Annotated in this window: 15 protein-coding genes; 7 read left to right on the plus strand and 8 right to left on the minus strand. The window is 60.9% G+C overall.

The window, feature by feature from the left end; genetic code table 11:
- Positions 1 to 117: 117 nt before the first annotated feature.
- The 5 genes from C5748_RS21520 to C5748_RS21540 are packed head-to-tail and all read left to right on the plus strand — an operon-like array spanning position 118 to position 4,471.
- Entirely contained in the window at positions 118 to 1,311 is a 1,194-nt protein-coding gene (locus tag C5748_RS21520) for a (5-formylfuran-3-yl)methyl phosphate synthase (protein ID WP_105744185.1), read from the plus strand.
- On the plus strand, positions 1,308 to 1,976 hold the full coding sequence (locus C5748_RS21525) for an amino acid kinase family protein (protein WP_105744187.1): 669 nt from the start codon (positions 1,308 to 1,310) through the stop codon (positions 1,974 to 1,976). The genes C5748_RS21520 and C5748_RS21525 overlap by 4 nt, the downstream gene beginning before the upstream one ends.
- Entirely contained in the window at positions 1,973 to 2,524 is a 552-nt protein-coding gene (locus C5748_RS21530; RefSeq protein WP_105744189.1) for a flavoprotein, read from the plus strand. Before C5748_RS21525 ends, C5748_RS21530 begins: the two co-directional genes overlap by 4 nt.
- Positions 2,517 to 3,914 carry a DUF6513 domain-containing protein gene (locus C5748_RS21535; protein ID WP_105744191.1) on the plus strand — a complete coding sequence of 466 codons (1,398 nt, stop codon included), beginning with the start codon at positions 2,517 to 2,519 and terminating at the stop codon, positions 3,912 to 3,914. The genes C5748_RS21530 and C5748_RS21535 overlap by 8 nt, the downstream gene beginning before the upstream one ends.
- Positions 3,911 to 4,471 carry a DUF447 domain-containing protein gene (locus tag C5748_RS21540; RefSeq protein WP_105744193.1) on the plus strand — a complete coding sequence of 187 codons (561 nt, stop codon included), beginning with the start codon at positions 3,911 to 3,913 and terminating at the stop codon, positions 4,469 to 4,471. Before C5748_RS21535 ends, C5748_RS21540 begins: the two co-directional genes overlap by 4 nt.
- A gap of 187 nt (positions 4,472 to 4,658) precedes the next feature.
- On the opposite strand, the gene C5748_RS21545 is transcribed toward C5748_RS21540, so the two are convergent.
- The gene (locus C5748_RS21545; protein WP_105744195.1) at positions 4,659 to 5,720 is read right to left on the minus strand and encodes a hydantoinase/oxoprolinase family protein; all 1,062 of its coding nucleotides are present in this window, start codon (positions 5,718 to 5,720) and stop codon (positions 4,659 to 4,661) included.
- A 32-nt stretch (positions 5,721 to 5,752) separates the two neighbouring features.
- Between C5748_RS21545 and C5748_RS21550 the strand changes: the two genes are divergently transcribed.
- A complete protein-coding gene (locus C5748_RS21550) occupies positions 5,753 to 6,472 on the plus strand; it encodes a HisA/HisF-related TIM barrel protein (protein WP_105744196.1) in 720 nt (239 codons plus the stop codon).
- Between the two features lie 313 nt (positions 6,473 to 6,785).
- Here the strand turns inward: C5748_RS21550 and fae are convergent, their stop codons facing one another.
- From fae to C5748_RS21585, 7 genes are all read right to left on the minus strand, one after another.
- Positions 6,786 to 7,292 carry a formaldehyde-activating enzyme gene (gene fae / locus C5748_RS21555; RefSeq protein WP_105744198.1) on the minus strand — a complete coding sequence of 169 codons (507 nt, stop codon included), beginning with the start codon at positions 7,290 to 7,292 and terminating at the stop codon, positions 6,786 to 6,788.
- Positions 7,293 to 7,454: 162 nt separating this feature from the next.
- On the minus strand, positions 7,455 to 8,318 hold the full coding sequence (locus C5748_RS21560) for a triphosphoribosyl-dephospho-CoA synthase (protein WP_105744200.1): 864 nt from the start codon (positions 8,316 to 8,318) through the stop codon (positions 7,455 to 7,457).
- A complete protein-coding gene (locus C5748_RS21565; RefSeq protein WP_245581911.1) occupies positions 8,315 to 9,250 on the minus strand; it encodes an ATP-grasp domain-containing protein in 936 nt (311 codons plus the stop codon). The genes C5748_RS21560 and C5748_RS21565 overlap by 4 nt, the downstream gene beginning before the upstream one ends.
- Positions 9,243 to 10,202: a methenyltetrahydromethanopterin cyclohydrolase gene (gene mch, locus C5748_RS21570; RefSeq protein ID WP_105744263.1), complete on the minus strand. Its 960-nt coding sequence runs from the start codon at positions 10,200 to 10,202 to the stop codon at positions 9,243 to 9,245. The genes C5748_RS21565 and mch overlap by 8 nt, the downstream gene beginning before the upstream one ends.
- A gap of 11 nt (positions 10,203 to 10,213) precedes the next feature.
- Positions 10,214 to 11,356 (minus strand): ATP-grasp domain-containing protein, encoded by a 1,143-nt coding sequence (locus C5748_RS21575; protein ID WP_245581912.1) that lies wholly within the window; start codon positions 11,354 to 11,356, stop codon positions 10,214 to 10,216.
- Positions 11,334 to 12,230, minus strand: a complete 897-nt coding sequence (locus C5748_RS21580; protein ID WP_280953499.1) for an NAD(P)-dependent methylenetetrahydromethanopterin dehydrogenase — start codon at positions 12,228 to 12,230, stop codon at positions 11,334 to 11,336. Before C5748_RS21580 ends, C5748_RS21575 begins: the two co-directional genes overlap by 23 nt.
- 51 nt (positions 12,231 to 12,281) lie before the next feature.
- On the minus strand, positions 12,282 to 13,259 hold the full coding sequence (locus tag C5748_RS21585; protein WP_105744202.1) for a beta-ribofuranosylaminobenzene 5'-phosphate synthase family protein: 978 nt from the start codon (positions 13,257 to 13,259) through the stop codon (positions 12,282 to 12,284).
- A gap of 109 nt (positions 13,260 to 13,368) precedes the next feature.
- Here C5748_RS21585 and C5748_RS21590 point away from each other — a divergent pair, with 109 nt between their 5' ends.
- Positions 13,369 to 13,767, plus strand: a complete 399-nt coding sequence (locus C5748_RS21590) for a 4a-hydroxytetrahydrobiopterin dehydratase (protein ID WP_105744204.1) — start codon at positions 13,369 to 13,371, stop codon at positions 13,765 to 13,767.
- Positions 13,768 to 14,106 lie beyond the last annotated feature (339 nt).

Here is a 14,106-nt window from a genome sequence, read left to right on the forward strand (position 1 = left end):
CATTCAGATCGTAGTAGGTGCCCATAATGTTTTTAAACGACCTTGCCGTAATCTCAAGTGATAAACTGATTTTTCCAGGTGGAGGGATATCTTCCATGGCCGCCCGGGGGGCTGCTCATGACTAAAATGCTGGCAAGCGTTCAGGACCTGAAAGAAGCGGAAATCGCTTTGAAGAGCGGGGCCGATATCATCGACCTGAAAGACCCTGACAATGGGGCGCTGGGAGCGGTGACGCCTGAAACGATCAGAGAAGTGGTTGATTTCGTTGCGGGTGCGCGCCCGGTGAGTGCGGCCTGCGGCGATCTTCCGATGGAACCGGAGATCGTTTTGCGGCAAGCCGGGGAGATCGCAGCCACCGGCGTTGAATATGTGAAGGTCGGATTTTTCCCGTCGGGCCGCCTGACCGATTGCATCGAGGCGCTGAAAGATCTCGCACAACACAAGAAATTGATCGCCGTCCTGTTTGCCGATCATGCCTATCCGGACGATCTGCCGTCGGCCTTTGCCGCAGCCGGTTTCCATGGCATCATGATCGATACGGCAGACAAATCGGGCGGGCGGCTGCTCGATCATTTAAGCCCCGACCGGATCGGCAATTTCATCAGATCAGCGCATGACCAGCATCTGGTGGTAGGTGTCGCAGGGTCGCTGGAGGCGCCGGATATTCCGAGGCTGCTGGTCTTCATGCCAGATTTTCTCGGCTTCCGCGGGGCTTTATGTGAAAGCCAGAAGCGAAATGCCGGAATCGACCAGGCGGCGACGGCCAGGATCAGGGCGCTCATCCCCGAGGAGCAGCCGCCGGAAACCGGGGTCTCGCGCGTCGATTACCAATTGCTGGCGGCGAGGGGCTATTTTCCCAGCCCCGAAGATTCCAAGCTGGGCACCGACAAGATCTTCGTCCGCGATTTCGTCCTGCCGGTCCAGATCGGCACCTATAGTTTCGAGCATGGCAAGGCGCAGAAGGTGCGTTTCGACGTGACCGCCGACGTGCTGCGCGTGACGCTCAATCCGGAGGATATGCGCCACGTCGTTTCCTATGATCTGATCATGGACGGGATCAGGAGCATCGTCGCGCGCGGGCATATCGAACTGGCCGAAACATTGGCGGAGCAGGTGGCGGCCTTCGTTCTGGAACACCCCCGCGTCACGCGGGTCGTGGTGCGTGCGGAAAAGCTCGAGCTCGGGCCGGGCGGCGTCGGGGTCGAGATCGAGCGCAAGCGTGAGGCGCAAAGCGCATCCAAGCCGCGCAGTTCTTCTGTGAATGCTGGAGCGACACACGCCCATGGAGGCAGAAAAGGCGGTCATTCATGAGCCCTGTGAATGCGGTGGTCGTGAAACTGGGAGGCAGCACGGCGGGACATGATGAATTGCAGCAATGGATCGAGGTTCTTGCAACGGCGCGGTTTCCGCTGGTCGTCGTGCCGGGTGGCGGACCTTTCGCTGATGAGGTGCGCGCCCTGCAAAAGCCTCTGGCCTATTCGGATGATGTCGCCCATGACATGGCTATCCTGGCGATGGACCAATTCGGCCTGGTGATCGCCGAGCGTCATGAACGGCTGCGTCCGTGCCGTTCGCTGCAGGCCATCAGGCAGACGTTGGATGCAGGTGACATTCCCGTCTGGCTGCCCTCGCAGATGACATGGGATGCGCAGGACATTCCCCGCTCCTGGGAGGTCACTTCGGATTCGCTTGCCGCATGGTTCTGCGGGCAATGGGGTGCGAAGCGGCTGCTTTTAATCAAGCAGACCAATATCTTTCTGCAACATATCAGCCTCTCGGGTCTAGTCAGATCAGGCATTGTCGATCCGCTGCTGCCCGACATGCTGGGGCATGATATCGCGCTGCATCTCGCAGGGCCGCAGACGCTCGGCAGCGTCGCCGGGGATTTGCCTCTGGCGGATATTCCGGGGGTGATCATGCGCAACAAAATAGCCGATGAGGGGGAAATGGCCGATGAGGAGATATTCGGGCGATGACGAAATTGCAGACGCCGCGCTGGGCGTGGGTTCTGACCGGCTCGGGTCATTTTTTTGTCGAAAGCTTCGAACTGATCCGCACGCTCGGGCATTGTGACATATTCGTCTCGAAAGCGGCCAATGAAGTGTTGCGCATGTACAAGTTGAAGCTCGATTTTCCCGATAGCATGCGCGTGCTGCACGACAAGACCGCCAGCGCCGTGCCGGTCGGCGGCTTCTATCATGGCATCTATCACACCGTGGTCATTGCGCCTGCCACATCCAACACGGTGGCGAAATGCGTGGTCGGCATCTCCGACAGCCTTGCCACCAATGTTTATGCCCAGGCGGGGAAATGCCTGGTCCCATCCATCGTTTTTGCCTGCGACACCGCGCCGGAACTCGAAACCATGGCGCCCGGCGGAATGGTGAAGGTTTATCCCAGGCCCATCGATCTGGAGAATACGGCACGGCTGAAAGAATTCGAGCGGACCGAAGTGGTGGAATCGCTTTCGGAATTGAAAGCTGTGATCGCGCGGCGGCAAAAGGAAATAGCGGGCGATGGCTGAGCGGCTGCTGTTCCTGACGGGGCATCTTGCCCGCGCGCGGCTCGAGCGGGTTCTCGCCGATCTGGGGCAGACGTCCTTTTCCCATGAAATCGTCGATATCGGTGTGAAAGTCGCGGCTTTGATGACGGAGGAGATTATCGTCCGCCGGTTGAAACAGCCCGTCATCGCCGACCGGGTCGTGCTTCCCGGCCGCTACCGGGGCGATCTCGAACGGTTGAGCGCCGTTTTCGGCGTTCCGTTCGTGCGCGGGCCGGACGAGTTGGCGGATCTGCCCGCCTATCTCGGCCGGGAAGGAAAGCCCGTCGATCTGTCGCAGCATGAGATGCGGATATTCGCGGAGATCGTCGATGCCTCGATCATGAGCATCGACGCGATCGTGGAGCACGCCCAGGTGCTTGCCGCGGCGGGCGCCGATGTGATCGATCTCGGCTGCCTGCCGGAAACGCCGTTTCCGCATCTGGCGGAGGCAGTGCGCGCGTTGAAGGCGCGTGGTCTGGCGGTGAGCGTCGATTCCGCCAATGTCGAGGAGCTTGAAGCCGGTGCCAAAGCCGGCGCGGATTATCTTCTGAGCCTGCATGAGGAGACGATCGGCCTTGCCTTCGAGTACGGCGCCATACCGATCCTGATCCCGGCGGTTCCGGGCGATCTCGATTCGCTCGGCCGCGCTATCGACGCGGCGAGCGCCGCGGGGATTTCCTTCATCGCCGATCCGGTGCTCGATCCCATCCATTTCGGCTTTGCCCATTCGCTCGGCCGCTTCATCGAAGCGCGCCGCCGCTGGCCGGATGTCGAGATGATGATGGGCACCGGCAATCTGACCGAACTGACGGATGCCGACACATCGGGGATCACCGCCGTGCTCGCTGGCCTCTGCTCCGAACTGATGATCCGCAATGTGCTGGTGGTGCATGTCAGCCCGCATACGGTGCGTACCGTCGAAGAGCATGACAGGGCGCGGCGCATCATGTTTGCGGCGAAGCGGGATCATGCGCTGCCGCGCGGCTATGATGCGGGGCTGCTGCAGATCCACGACCGCAAGCCCTACCCGAACAGCAATGAGGATATAGATGCTCTTGCAAGGGCGGTGCGGGATGCCAATTTCCGCATCATGACGACTGATGACGGCATCCATATCTTCAACCGGGATGGGCACCGGGTGGCGCAGGATGCGTTCGAACTCTTTCCCGGGCTCAATGTCGAGAATGACGGCGCGCATGCCTTCTATCTCGGTGCCGAACTGACCAAGGCCGAACTCGCCTGGAAACTGGGGAAACGCTATATTCAGGACGAGCCGCTCCCCTGGGGTGTGGCGGCTCCGCCGGCGGAGGAGGACCGGATGCGGCTTGCCAAGGCGGGGCATACGCTACGCGCGAAAAAGGATGTGCCGTGACCACTATCAGGGAAACCATCGTGACGACCGTCGATGCCGATGGCCTCGTGCATATCGCGCCGCTCGGGATCATCGAGGAGGGGGATGGCTGGGTCATCGCGCCGTTTCGCCCCTCGAAGACATTGGAGAATCTGATGGCGGTTCCCTATGCCGTCGCCAATTATACCGACGATATGCTCGTCTTCGCCGGGTGCCTGACCGGGCGGAAGGATTGGCCGGTGGTGCCGGTCGAGGCTTGTCCCGTCCCGCGCCTCAAAGCGGCGCTGAGCCATTCCGTCCTCAAGGTGGTTTCGGTGGCCGATGACGGCGTGCGGCCGCGCTTTTTCTGCCGGATCGTGTCCGAGGCCATGCATGCGCCTTTCACCGGGCTGAACCGTGCCAAGGCGGCTGTGCTGGAACTCGCCATACTCGTAAGCCGCCTGCACATGCTGCCGCCGGAGAAAATCGATGCGGAACTGGCCTATCTCGGCATCGCCATGGAAAAGACGGCCGGGCCGGATGAGCGTCTTGCGTGGTCCTGGTTGATGCAGCGCGTTGAGGATCACCGCTGCGACTAGAATCTGTCAGGACTAGCTTGAAACAGCTTCCCACCTAGCCGTCATTCTCGGGCTTGTCCCGAGAATCTGCTGCGCTATCAGAACGGTAATTGCTTTTCTTTTTCCTTATGGCAGATTCTCGGGACAAGCCCGAGAATGACGGCAGGGGAAGCATGATCCCGTAAAGGTGCAGGCTTTTCGGAGAAGATCATGCAAAATTGTCCAGCCCGAGCAGCGCAACGGCTGCCGCTGGAGCGGCCTTGCTGGCGTCGTCTCTCGCCTCATCGCTTGCCGGAATGAGCGAGCCGAAATCCACATAGGGCCGTTCGAGGCGCTCGGCGAGGCGCTTGATCTGCGGCCGGCCGATACCGGCGCCGATCACCGGCGCCGTTGCATCTGACGAAAGTTGCGTCGCCACCCGGAACGCGCCGTCGTGGATCATGCGCAACTGGTGTTCTGCGAACCAGCGGGCGATGTCGATCCATTCCTCTTCTCTCAGATCGCCGCTGTCGCGGCCGACCATGCGCGCCAGGCGCTCGATCGAACCGGCCATAGTCTTGGCTCCATGATCCGCCGCCTGATACTGATCGTCAGCCTCGTCGAGCGTCCCGAGAATGCGGCCGAGATCGGCGGTATTGGCAAAATATTCATTCATCAGCGGCGTCATACGGCCGCGCACCGGAATGAGCGCGGCGATGCCTATCAGGGCGCTGCGCGCAAAACCGGTGTAGACGAGCTCACCGGTCAGCAGGCGTTCGGCATCGGAATAGCCTTGGTGTATGACGGTGCCATCCCTGAGGGCAAGAATATCGGTCGTGGTCGAACCCATATCGACAAACAGGCCGTTGCCGACAAGCTTCGCACTTAATGACGCCGTTGCGTGCCAATTGGCCGAGGCGATATCGCCGCCGAGTTGTCGGGCGACAGTCAGGTCGACGAGCCCGGAGCGCCCGGCATAGATCAGCGTTCCGTCGGTGCCGAACGCCTTCTCGATGAGGTCGAGGAGGGTGGCGACCCCGATATCGCGGGAGGAGAAGGCATCGGAGAGTTCACCCGTCATGGTGAAGACGTTGCCGCCGCCCTCAGTGCGCAGATCGGCCAGGTTTTTCAGCGCTTCCTTCAGCCGGTCGGTGCCGAGCCACATAGGCGTCATCATGGTTTTGGCCATGATGATCTCGCCATTTCGACATCGCGCCATCTTGAGATGCGCGCCGCCGATATCCCAGCCCGTCACAAGAGACTTTCCTTCACTGTCTTTTCGGGCTTTCATGGTCGGATCATCCTCTGATAGCGGCTTTACCAGTGCTTATCATTCCCGTTCTCGACATCAAAGACGGTCTTGTCGTGCGCGCCCGCAAAGGCCAACGTGACAGCTACAGGCCGATCGAAACACCGCTCAGCCCATCGGCCGAGATCGGTGATGTCGCAGCCGGATTGCGGGAGATTTTTCCGTTTCCCGCCTATTATGTAGCCGATCTCGACGGGATCGAGGGGTGGACTACCGGGGCCGGCGTTTTCGATAATCTGGCTCCCTTGCGCACACACGCCTCCGTCTGGCTCGATGCCGGATTTTGCGAGGCGGGCGATCTTCAAGCCGCGCTGGCTCTGAATGGCGTCGTGCCGGTGCTCGGTTCCGAATCGCAATCCGATATGTCGCTGCTTCAAACGTTCCATGGGCATCCGCAACTGGCCCTGTCGCTGGATTTTCGCGGCGATGATTTTCTTGGAGCCCCGGTCATTCTCGATGAGGAGGCCCTGTGGCCTTCGCGGGTGATCGTCATGACGCTTGCGAGGATCGGAGCCGGTGACGGGCCGGATTTCCGGCGGCTGGAGGCAGTCAAGAAACGCGCCGGAGATCGCGTGGTGATCGCCGCCGGCGGCATTCGCAACGCCCGTGATCTGGAGCGGCTGGAGGAAATGGGGGTTGCCGGCGCACTGGTGGCGACCGCATTGCATGATGGGGCGCTGACGCCGGAAACGGTTGCGGGGTTTATGGCGAGGGCGGATATATCGGTTGTTTAGAGTGGGGTTTAACAGGTCGCTTCAAGCCGTTGTTTCTGGATTCTATTTTGGATGCGTTTAGGGCCTTTGGCGATAATCACTTTTTGCCGCTCGCTTCATCTCACCCCCCTCTGGCCGGCAGGCCAGAGGGGGGTGAGATGAAGCGGATGAACATATCAGCGGCTATTCCCAACGGGCTACCGCGCCCAAAACAAAAAGGAGGGATTGCTCCCTCCTTTTCCTATCATCATCCAAAGCCCAGAAACTTGGCCAACCGGCGCATCAGGCCATCCGAATTCACAGAGGGCGTGCTCTGTGCGGGGTTGTCTCTTGTCTAGGCGCTGAACGGATGCTTGACCGTGTCGCGCTGGGCGGTTGCTTCAGCGGCGGTCGGCTTGCCTGTCACCGCGCGCTGGATGGCTTCCTTCGTCGCGCGATAGTTGAAATCCTGGATCTTGGCGTCGTCCTCCGCTTCCCAGTGGATGAAGACACCGACGCAGATGAAGAGATCGTCGGCTTCATCGGCAGGGATCGTGCCGTCGGCAACGCTGTCCTGCACGGCCTTTGCAACGGCATGCTGCGCGGGACCGAACATCTGGACCGCCTGCTTGGCGCCCTTGATGGTGACCTTGTTGAACATCACCGTGTTGGGCTTACACGCCAGATTGGGCGCGATCACCGCGAGGAGGGAGGTAAATCCGTCCTTGTTGTTGGTCAGAGCATTGCAGAAAGCTGTTTCGACGGCGCTGCCGCGCGGTCCGATGAGAAGATCGATATGGGCAACTTCATTGCCATCACCGATCAGAGACTCGCCAACCATTACCTTATTGATTTTCGCCACGGCCTGATTCCTCCCTAAACCGTTTCCAAAAATGGATTGTCCAAAGATGCCGTACGTCGAGAGACACGGTTCTCGATGGACAGCTATCCTTGTTCACAGCACCCTTTTAAGCGGGGTCGGTTGGCCAGATAGCAGCGGAAGCAAATCCCCCGCTGGCAAAATTCAACCATTAACCCCGCGATTATGCAAGACTAAGTTGATGTTCCCGGCAAAAAGCGTCGCAACCGTCAGGTCGGCGGACGTTCCCGGATTGATGCCGCCGTCCTTCAGCCGCGTATCGAAGGCAAGCAGCAGCTTTTCCCGCTCCTCGCCATCACGCATTTCCATGATTCGGGCACGGATGGTTTCGGCCTCGGTGCGAATCTTCTCGGCTGTTGCAGCGCCATGCTTGCGCGCGATATGGCTGTCGGGAAAGCGTGACAGGAAATCCAGATAGACGAAGACGATGGGCCACATGCCGCCCTCCTGGCGGGCGATGGCCGTCGCATGGGCCGAAAGGCCGATGTCGAAGATATCGGCAAAACCGGTGACATATTGCCGGGCGATCATGTCGCGATGGGCGACCTCCTGCATCGCTTCCAAGAGCCCGACCGCTGGCTCTTTCGAAACATCGTGTTTTTCCGCCGAGCCAAGCCCGCCGGGCTGCGCCAGCGTGATGGCCGCGAACACGTCACGCGCGTCGTCGCGGTCGAACGCATCAAGCACAAGTTGCGTGTTGCGCCGGAGATCAGGAACCGAATGTTCCGCCGCTTTGGCGAGCGGCGCGCAGAGCAGCAGGATGCCGAGATTGGTGTTGGTGCCGATATGCTCGCGCGTTACTGCCACCGCATCGCGAATGCGCCGTCCGACGCGCAAAACCGGATCGGTCAACGGGTCGGCGGAAATTTCGGCGCTGTCGAGGAACTGCGTCGCGGTCATGCGGTGGCCGTCGGCGAAGCGATGCACATTGCCGGGCTTCAGCGCCTGGATTTCGCCGAGGCAGGCCGCGACATAGGCCTGCCTGATCTGATCGCGCGTCGGTGTCACGCTGCCGGTCTTTCGCCCAGGCGCGGAAATACGCGGGCGGCAAGCGCCCTGGCGATGCAATCGGCGACGCGCACGGGGACGACGGATTGCAATCCGGTCCAGGCGGGCATGCTGTTGACCTCGAGGACGAGGAGGCCGCCATCGGCTGCGGGGACGATATCGATGCCGGCGAAATCGGTGCCGATGGCCTGGGATGCGGCAAGCGCCAGCGCTTCAAGCTTCGCCTGCAGCAGGCCGGTGACCGGCTCGGCCTTCGCGCCCTTGGCGATATTGGTGATCCATCCATCGGCGCAGCGCGCCATCATGCCGAGAACCTGTCCGTCGCATGTGAACACGCGGTAGTCGCGGAAGGGCGGACCGGTCCGCGCCACGAAACGCTGGAGATAATAGACATCGTCGACTTCTTCCGGCACCGGCAGGTCCTGCGGCCCCTCGATTAGGCGGATGCCGCGGCCCTGCGACCCGAAGAGCGGCTTGAGCACCAGCGGACCATTGGGGCTCTCGCGTTCGACGATGGCCCGCGCATGTTCCAGGCTCTCCACGGTGAAGGTCTCGGGCGTGGGCAGGCCGGCCCGCGCCAGGAAAAAGGTGGTGGTCGACTTGTCCACACAACGCTCGATCGCCTTGGCGGAATTCCAGACAGGAATGCCGAGATGGGCAAAGGCGTGGAGAATGCCGAGACGGCGCGTGATCGCCTCGAATGTGCCCGACGAGACGGCGCGCACGACGACAGCGGCGGGCAGGGCGCCATCAAGACCCGGAATGGCGAGACCCGATGGATATCGGCTGTCGAAGCCGATATCGGCCAGATGCATGGTGCGTGTCTTGACGCCGAGCCTGTGGAATGAAGACGAGAGCTGCTTCACCTGGCCGTCTGGCCTGTCCGACAAGATCAGTATCGTCTGTGTTATGGGTTCCGCCGTTTCAGCCAAGGGATTGTTCCAGCATTGTATTGTCGATTCCACCACTGCGAAATGTCTCACCGCTTTCGATCGCCGTAATGCTCACCTCGGCCGGGCTGAACAGATGCGGATCGATGGCGTAGAAATCACCTTTGAACTTTTTGAAGATATCGGCAAAGGGCTGGCCGTAATCGCGCGATGTCCGGCTTGGAAGCTGCTCGGCAAGTGCCTTGGCATCGCTGGCCGAGCCACGCACGAAAAGCTGCACCAGCCCGCCATAGATGATGGCGTCATTGGTCCGGCCCATCGCCTGCAGGAAATCCGGGTGAGGGGCGGGCAGCGGCGCATAGCCGACGCCATCGACGATCGCATCGAGCGGAAATTTCAGATCATGCGCCTTGTGCAGCGCGACTTCGAGCACCCGTCCGACGATCTGCACCGCACCCGTCAGGCTCTGGGTGGGCGCATAGATGAAGGTGAGAGCCTGCGCTCTGAGGCCGGTCGCCCGCGAAACTTTCTCGACGATTTCAGGTGGCGGCGGCGCGGCTGTTTCCAGCACGATCACCGACGATCTTGCGTTCGGCTCCTCGTAGGCGATTTCCTCGAACAGCGGCTCGACGCGGGCGAGTGTGCGGACCGGTCCCGAGCCCATGGCGAAATATTTGTCGTGAGAAAGGTTCCAGCCGGCATATTGGCTGGCAAGGCAGGCAAGGACCGGTCGGGACGAGCGCACGGTAATGCCGAGCGGCCATCGCCCCGCGCTTCGATCCAGTTGCGTGGAGACCGTGCCGAGGCCGCCCATGCAGATCTCGACGATCCGCAGGCCCGCTTCGATGCCGCCCGGCTGTTTTGCGCCGGCGTCGATCAGATGCTCGCCGAGACTGCCACGGCTATGCGTGATGCCGAGGCGATCGGCATTCTCGATCATCTCATCGACAATGCGCTGGGCATTGCGGTTCAGGAATGCCTGTCCATTTCTCATATGGCCATTTCTCATGGCGAACCTTCTTTCCAATGCACTGACAGGCCTTTGATGCGGTTCTTGACGGCCCGTTCGGCGGTCGCGGCCGAGCGGGCATTGGCAAAGACGGTGCAGACGGGATCGCCGGCATCGAGCACGGAACCCGGTATCTGGTGATCGGCCGTCATCTCCGGCCATTCGATGGGCGGGAAAACCTGGATCGGATGCGACGTATAGGCGATCGCGGACGCGGATGATCCGGCATAGGCGGGCCGCTTCACCACAGCGCCTCTGATTGCATTCAGATGCTGGCGCAGAAGCGGCGTCTCCTCGCTGTCGAAAATATCGAGTGTTGCGCCGGGGCGCGGGTTGATCTCGATCAGCCAGAGGCCGGCCGGGCCGTCGATGAAATCGGCGGCGCACAGCCCGACGAGGCCGGTTCGCGCCGTCAGCGCCGTCAGCCATTCTCCGATCCGATGCTGTTTCCGCTTGCTGTAGCGCAAGAGCCGGACCGCGCCGCCATAGCGGTAGGGGGAGTTTTGCGATGGCGCCGACCATTGGCGGCTGAAGCCGATGAGACGAGCCTCTTTTCCATCGGCGATGAAGAGCGCGGAGATATTCCTTCCCTCGACGAAACGCTGGAAATAGTGGTCCGGCTTTTCGGCTCCACCGCCGGGATGCGCGACATGCGAACCGCCTGCGCCGCCGGCAAGCTTCATCAGCCAGCCTTCGAGATCGTCAGGGCGAACGCCGCTTATCTCAGGATGCGGAATCGACAGCGAAGCGCAGAGATCGGCAAGGCTTAGCGGATCCTTGACGGCGCGGATGGTCCGGGCATTATTGCCGGCGACGAAAAAGCGGCGGGCGATCGCATCGATCATGTCAGGCGTTCGCTCAAAGCCCGAACCATAGATCACCGCCTGCGGATCGTCGTTTCCGACAAGCTCGGCCAATCTGTCGACGATGCCATCCGCTTCGATGCCGGTCTGCAAACTGCCGGGCAGCCTGATCGCGCGCTCGGCAAGCCGCAGCGTGTCGGAATCGTTGAACAAATCCGCCACGAGCGGCCGCAAGCCAGCGCGGCGGGCGGCGGCGGCAAGCGAGCGGCCCGATATCGCGGCAATCAGGACAGTGGGGCTGATGTGCGCGGCGTTATTTTGCAAGGTCGCGGGCAAGGTCAAAGGCGTCCCGAAAATCGAAGATGACAGGCTTGTCCGCTTTGATCATCCGGACGAACAAACCGGATTGCGTCTTGTATTTGACATTGCCGATGGAGAGCGGTCCGATGCCGACGGCCCGGGTTCCCTCCAGCGGCTCGCCATTGGCATTCACCTTCAATCCCTCGATCCCGGCGGGCGGCACGGCATTGACGTCGGCTGCGACGAGAAGATCGGGCGCGCACTGCCATTGCGCCTGCGATATGACCTGCACGCCGGCTTTCGCCGCGGTAAGCAGCACATTGGCGTCTTTCACGATCGCGGTTTTCTTGGCTTCATCGGAACCGTCTGCCGGCGTGACCGTCACGCCGAAACGCTGCTTGATCGAGGTCGCGACCTCCTCGACGCGGCGAAGCCCGTCATGACCTGCTATCGTCACCCTGGCGCCTTCGCGGGCAGCGATCACGGCGGTGCAATAGCCGACCACACCCGTCGCGCCGAAAATCGCCACCGACAAATCCTTCAGCGTCCGGTCGTGGTGCTTGGCGAGCGCCTTTTCCACCTTGGCGACCATCGCCGCGGCGGTTGTGAAAGAGCCGGCCGGATCAGCGAAAACCGATATTTCGAAAGGCGGCACCATGGCCTTTCTGGCGGCGTCGAGCATGTCGAGTGCCGTCGGCGCATCTTTGCCTGCGAGGAATATGCCGGTCGCGACGCCGGCATCCGGCGGTCGTGAAAAAATCGCGTCCTGGACGAGATTGCCGACGTCGGAAAGGCCGACATCGGTATAGGGGATGGCCGCGTCATAACCGGCGTCAAGCGCCATATTCACGTCGAACGGGCTCATCTGCCTCAAGGGCGTCAGCATATGGAGAATGGTCTTGCGGGTCACGTTTTCCGCTTCCTTTCGATGGTGATGGCGCCCATCGCTTCTGGAGTCATTTCACAACGAGACAAGATCGAGCGCGCTGCGTATGATTTCCGCTCCCTCGTTCCTGCCGGAGACGATGCGGATGGAGACCTGCTCCGGCTCGCCGGCGGCCTTGACGATGCGTTCCGCTTCGGATTGCGATGGTGCGAAGGCAAATCCGGTCGGTCCCCACGAACTCTGGCCGATGCCGACCGCGCCGGCGGATTTGAGGTCCGCCAAAACAGCCTCGACCGCCTTGCTGGTGAACGCGCCTCCCTGGGCGGGGGAGAAATAGGCGCCGATTTCGGTCTGCACGGCCCCGACTGCCCTGCCGAAGGCGGGGAAATCCTGTTCGATGAGGGCAGGCATGACACCCATCAGCACCTGTCGGCAGATCGCGGCGGAACTGGCATCGGGGAAGGAGGGCAGGGTGCGGAATGCCTCGATCTCCGCCTCGCCGTGGATGCCCTGCGTCGTCTCGTCGAGGACGAGAATGATGCGCCAATCCCTGGGGAATGGGATATGGGTGATGACAGTCGGCGACTGGTTCTGGCGAAACCGTCCGGCATCGACGATCAGGCCGCCTTTTTCGAAGGCGGCGATGCCTATCCCCGAACGCGCGCCGCGGCCAAGCAGGATCGCATCGTTGCGGCTGTCGAGCGGCAGCCTGTGCAATGTGCGCAGTGCTGCCGCGACGGCAAGCGCGATCTGGGTGCCCGAACCGAGGCCGGCATGGCGGGGGATGGTCCTGTGGACGACGATCCGGTGCTGCGTCCGGATGCCGAGATGCGCGCACAACCGGGCGAGATGTTGGGCGACGCGGGCGCGCTCGTCGCCTTCGACGGATGTTTCGCGCGAGCGGGAGATCGTCAGTTCGGTCGCGATGCCTTCCAGCGGAAGGCCGATGCTGCCGAATCGTCCACCATCTTGTCTCGGCCCATTTTCTTTGGGCATATCGAGAAAGCCGAGATGCAGACGGGCAGGTACTTTTATGGAGACGGAGTCCGACATTTGTTCTCGTTACGTTGAACGCATTTTGCAAAAATCGGGCCCTGACTTATGATATAGTCTTTCGATCAGGACGCAAGTCAGATGCAAAGAATGCAGGAGGATTTCCTCGATGGCTGATCAGAGCAGCGACGTGAAAGCCAAAGCCAAGGTCTATTCGGAGGACGAGATCGTCGCGAGGCTGCAGAAGGAACTGCCGCACTGGCGCTATGAGAACGGCTGGATCCGCCGCAAATACAAGACGCATGGCTGGAAAGGGACGTTGATGGTCATCAACACGGTGGGACATCTGGCGGAGGCCGCCTGGCACCATCCCGATATCAAGGCATCCTATGCCTGGGTCGAAGTCATCTTGATGTCGCATGACGCAAAGGGCATCACGAATAAGGATTTCGAACTGGCACGAAAGATCGAGGATGTGGTGCAGTGGCAGCCTGGGAAGGAAGGCGGCGCGCTTGACGGAACGCCTGCCTCGGACCAACGCTTCGCCTATGTGAAATATGACGATTAGAGCTGTCATGGCTTAACTGAACCGCTGGCAGGACAAGGCATTTTGTCCTGCCGTCATTCTCGGGCTTGTCCCGAGAATCTGCCATAAGAAGAAAATAAAGTGATTCCTGTTCTGACAGACCATGCGTCGTAGATTCTCGGGACAAGCCCGAGAATGACGGCTAGGGGGGAGCCGTTTCAAGATAGTTCTGACAGACTCTAGAGCAGAATTCCCGATTCAACTTAATTGTATCCTGCTCTAAACCCGCGATATTGGGGTTCACATTTGGCTAAAATTGGCTAAGCTTTGTAGCGGCACCAGAAAGTTGCGGGATTTATGTCGGTTGCATGGGTCGGCAGC

This window comes from Phyllobacterium phragmitis, from assembly GCF_002980495.1.
In the GTDB taxonomy this organism is placed as follows: domain Bacteria; phylum Pseudomonadota; class Alphaproteobacteria; order Rhizobiales; family Rhizobiaceae; genus Paramesorhizobium; species Paramesorhizobium phragmitis.

Coding starts and splice junctions, on each gene's coding strand:
- C5748_RS21545 (WP_105744195.1), bottom strand. CDS start 5,720: ATGAAAGCCCGAAAAGACAGTGAAGGAAAGTCTCTTGTGACGGGCTGG.
- C5748_RS21525 (WP_105744187.1), top strand. CDS start 1,308: ATGAGCCCTGTGAATGCGGTGGTCGTGAAACTGGGAGGCAGCACGGCG.
- C5748_RS21520 (WP_105744185.1), top strand. CDS start 118: ATGACTAAAATGCTGGCAAGCGTTCAGGACCTGAAAGAAGCGGAAATC.
- C5748_RS21530 (WP_105744189.1), top strand. CDS start 1,973: ATGACGAAATTGCAGACGCCGCGCTGGGCGTGGGTTCTGACCGGCTCG.
- C5748_RS21590 (WP_105744204.1), top strand. CDS start 13,369: ATGGCTGATCAGAGCAGCGACGTGAAAGCCAAAGCCAAGGTCTATTCG.
- C5748_RS21585 (WP_105744202.1), bottom strand. CDS start 13,259: ATGTCGGACTCCGTCTCCATAAAAGTACCTGCCCGTCTGCATCTCGGC.
- C5748_RS21535 (WP_105744191.1), top strand. CDS start 2,517: ATGGCTGAGCGGCTGCTGTTCCTGACGGGGCATCTTGCCCGCGCGCGG.
- mch (WP_105744263.1), bottom strand. CDS start 10,202: ATGAGAAATGGACAGGCATTCCTGAACCGCAATGCCCAGCGCATTGTC.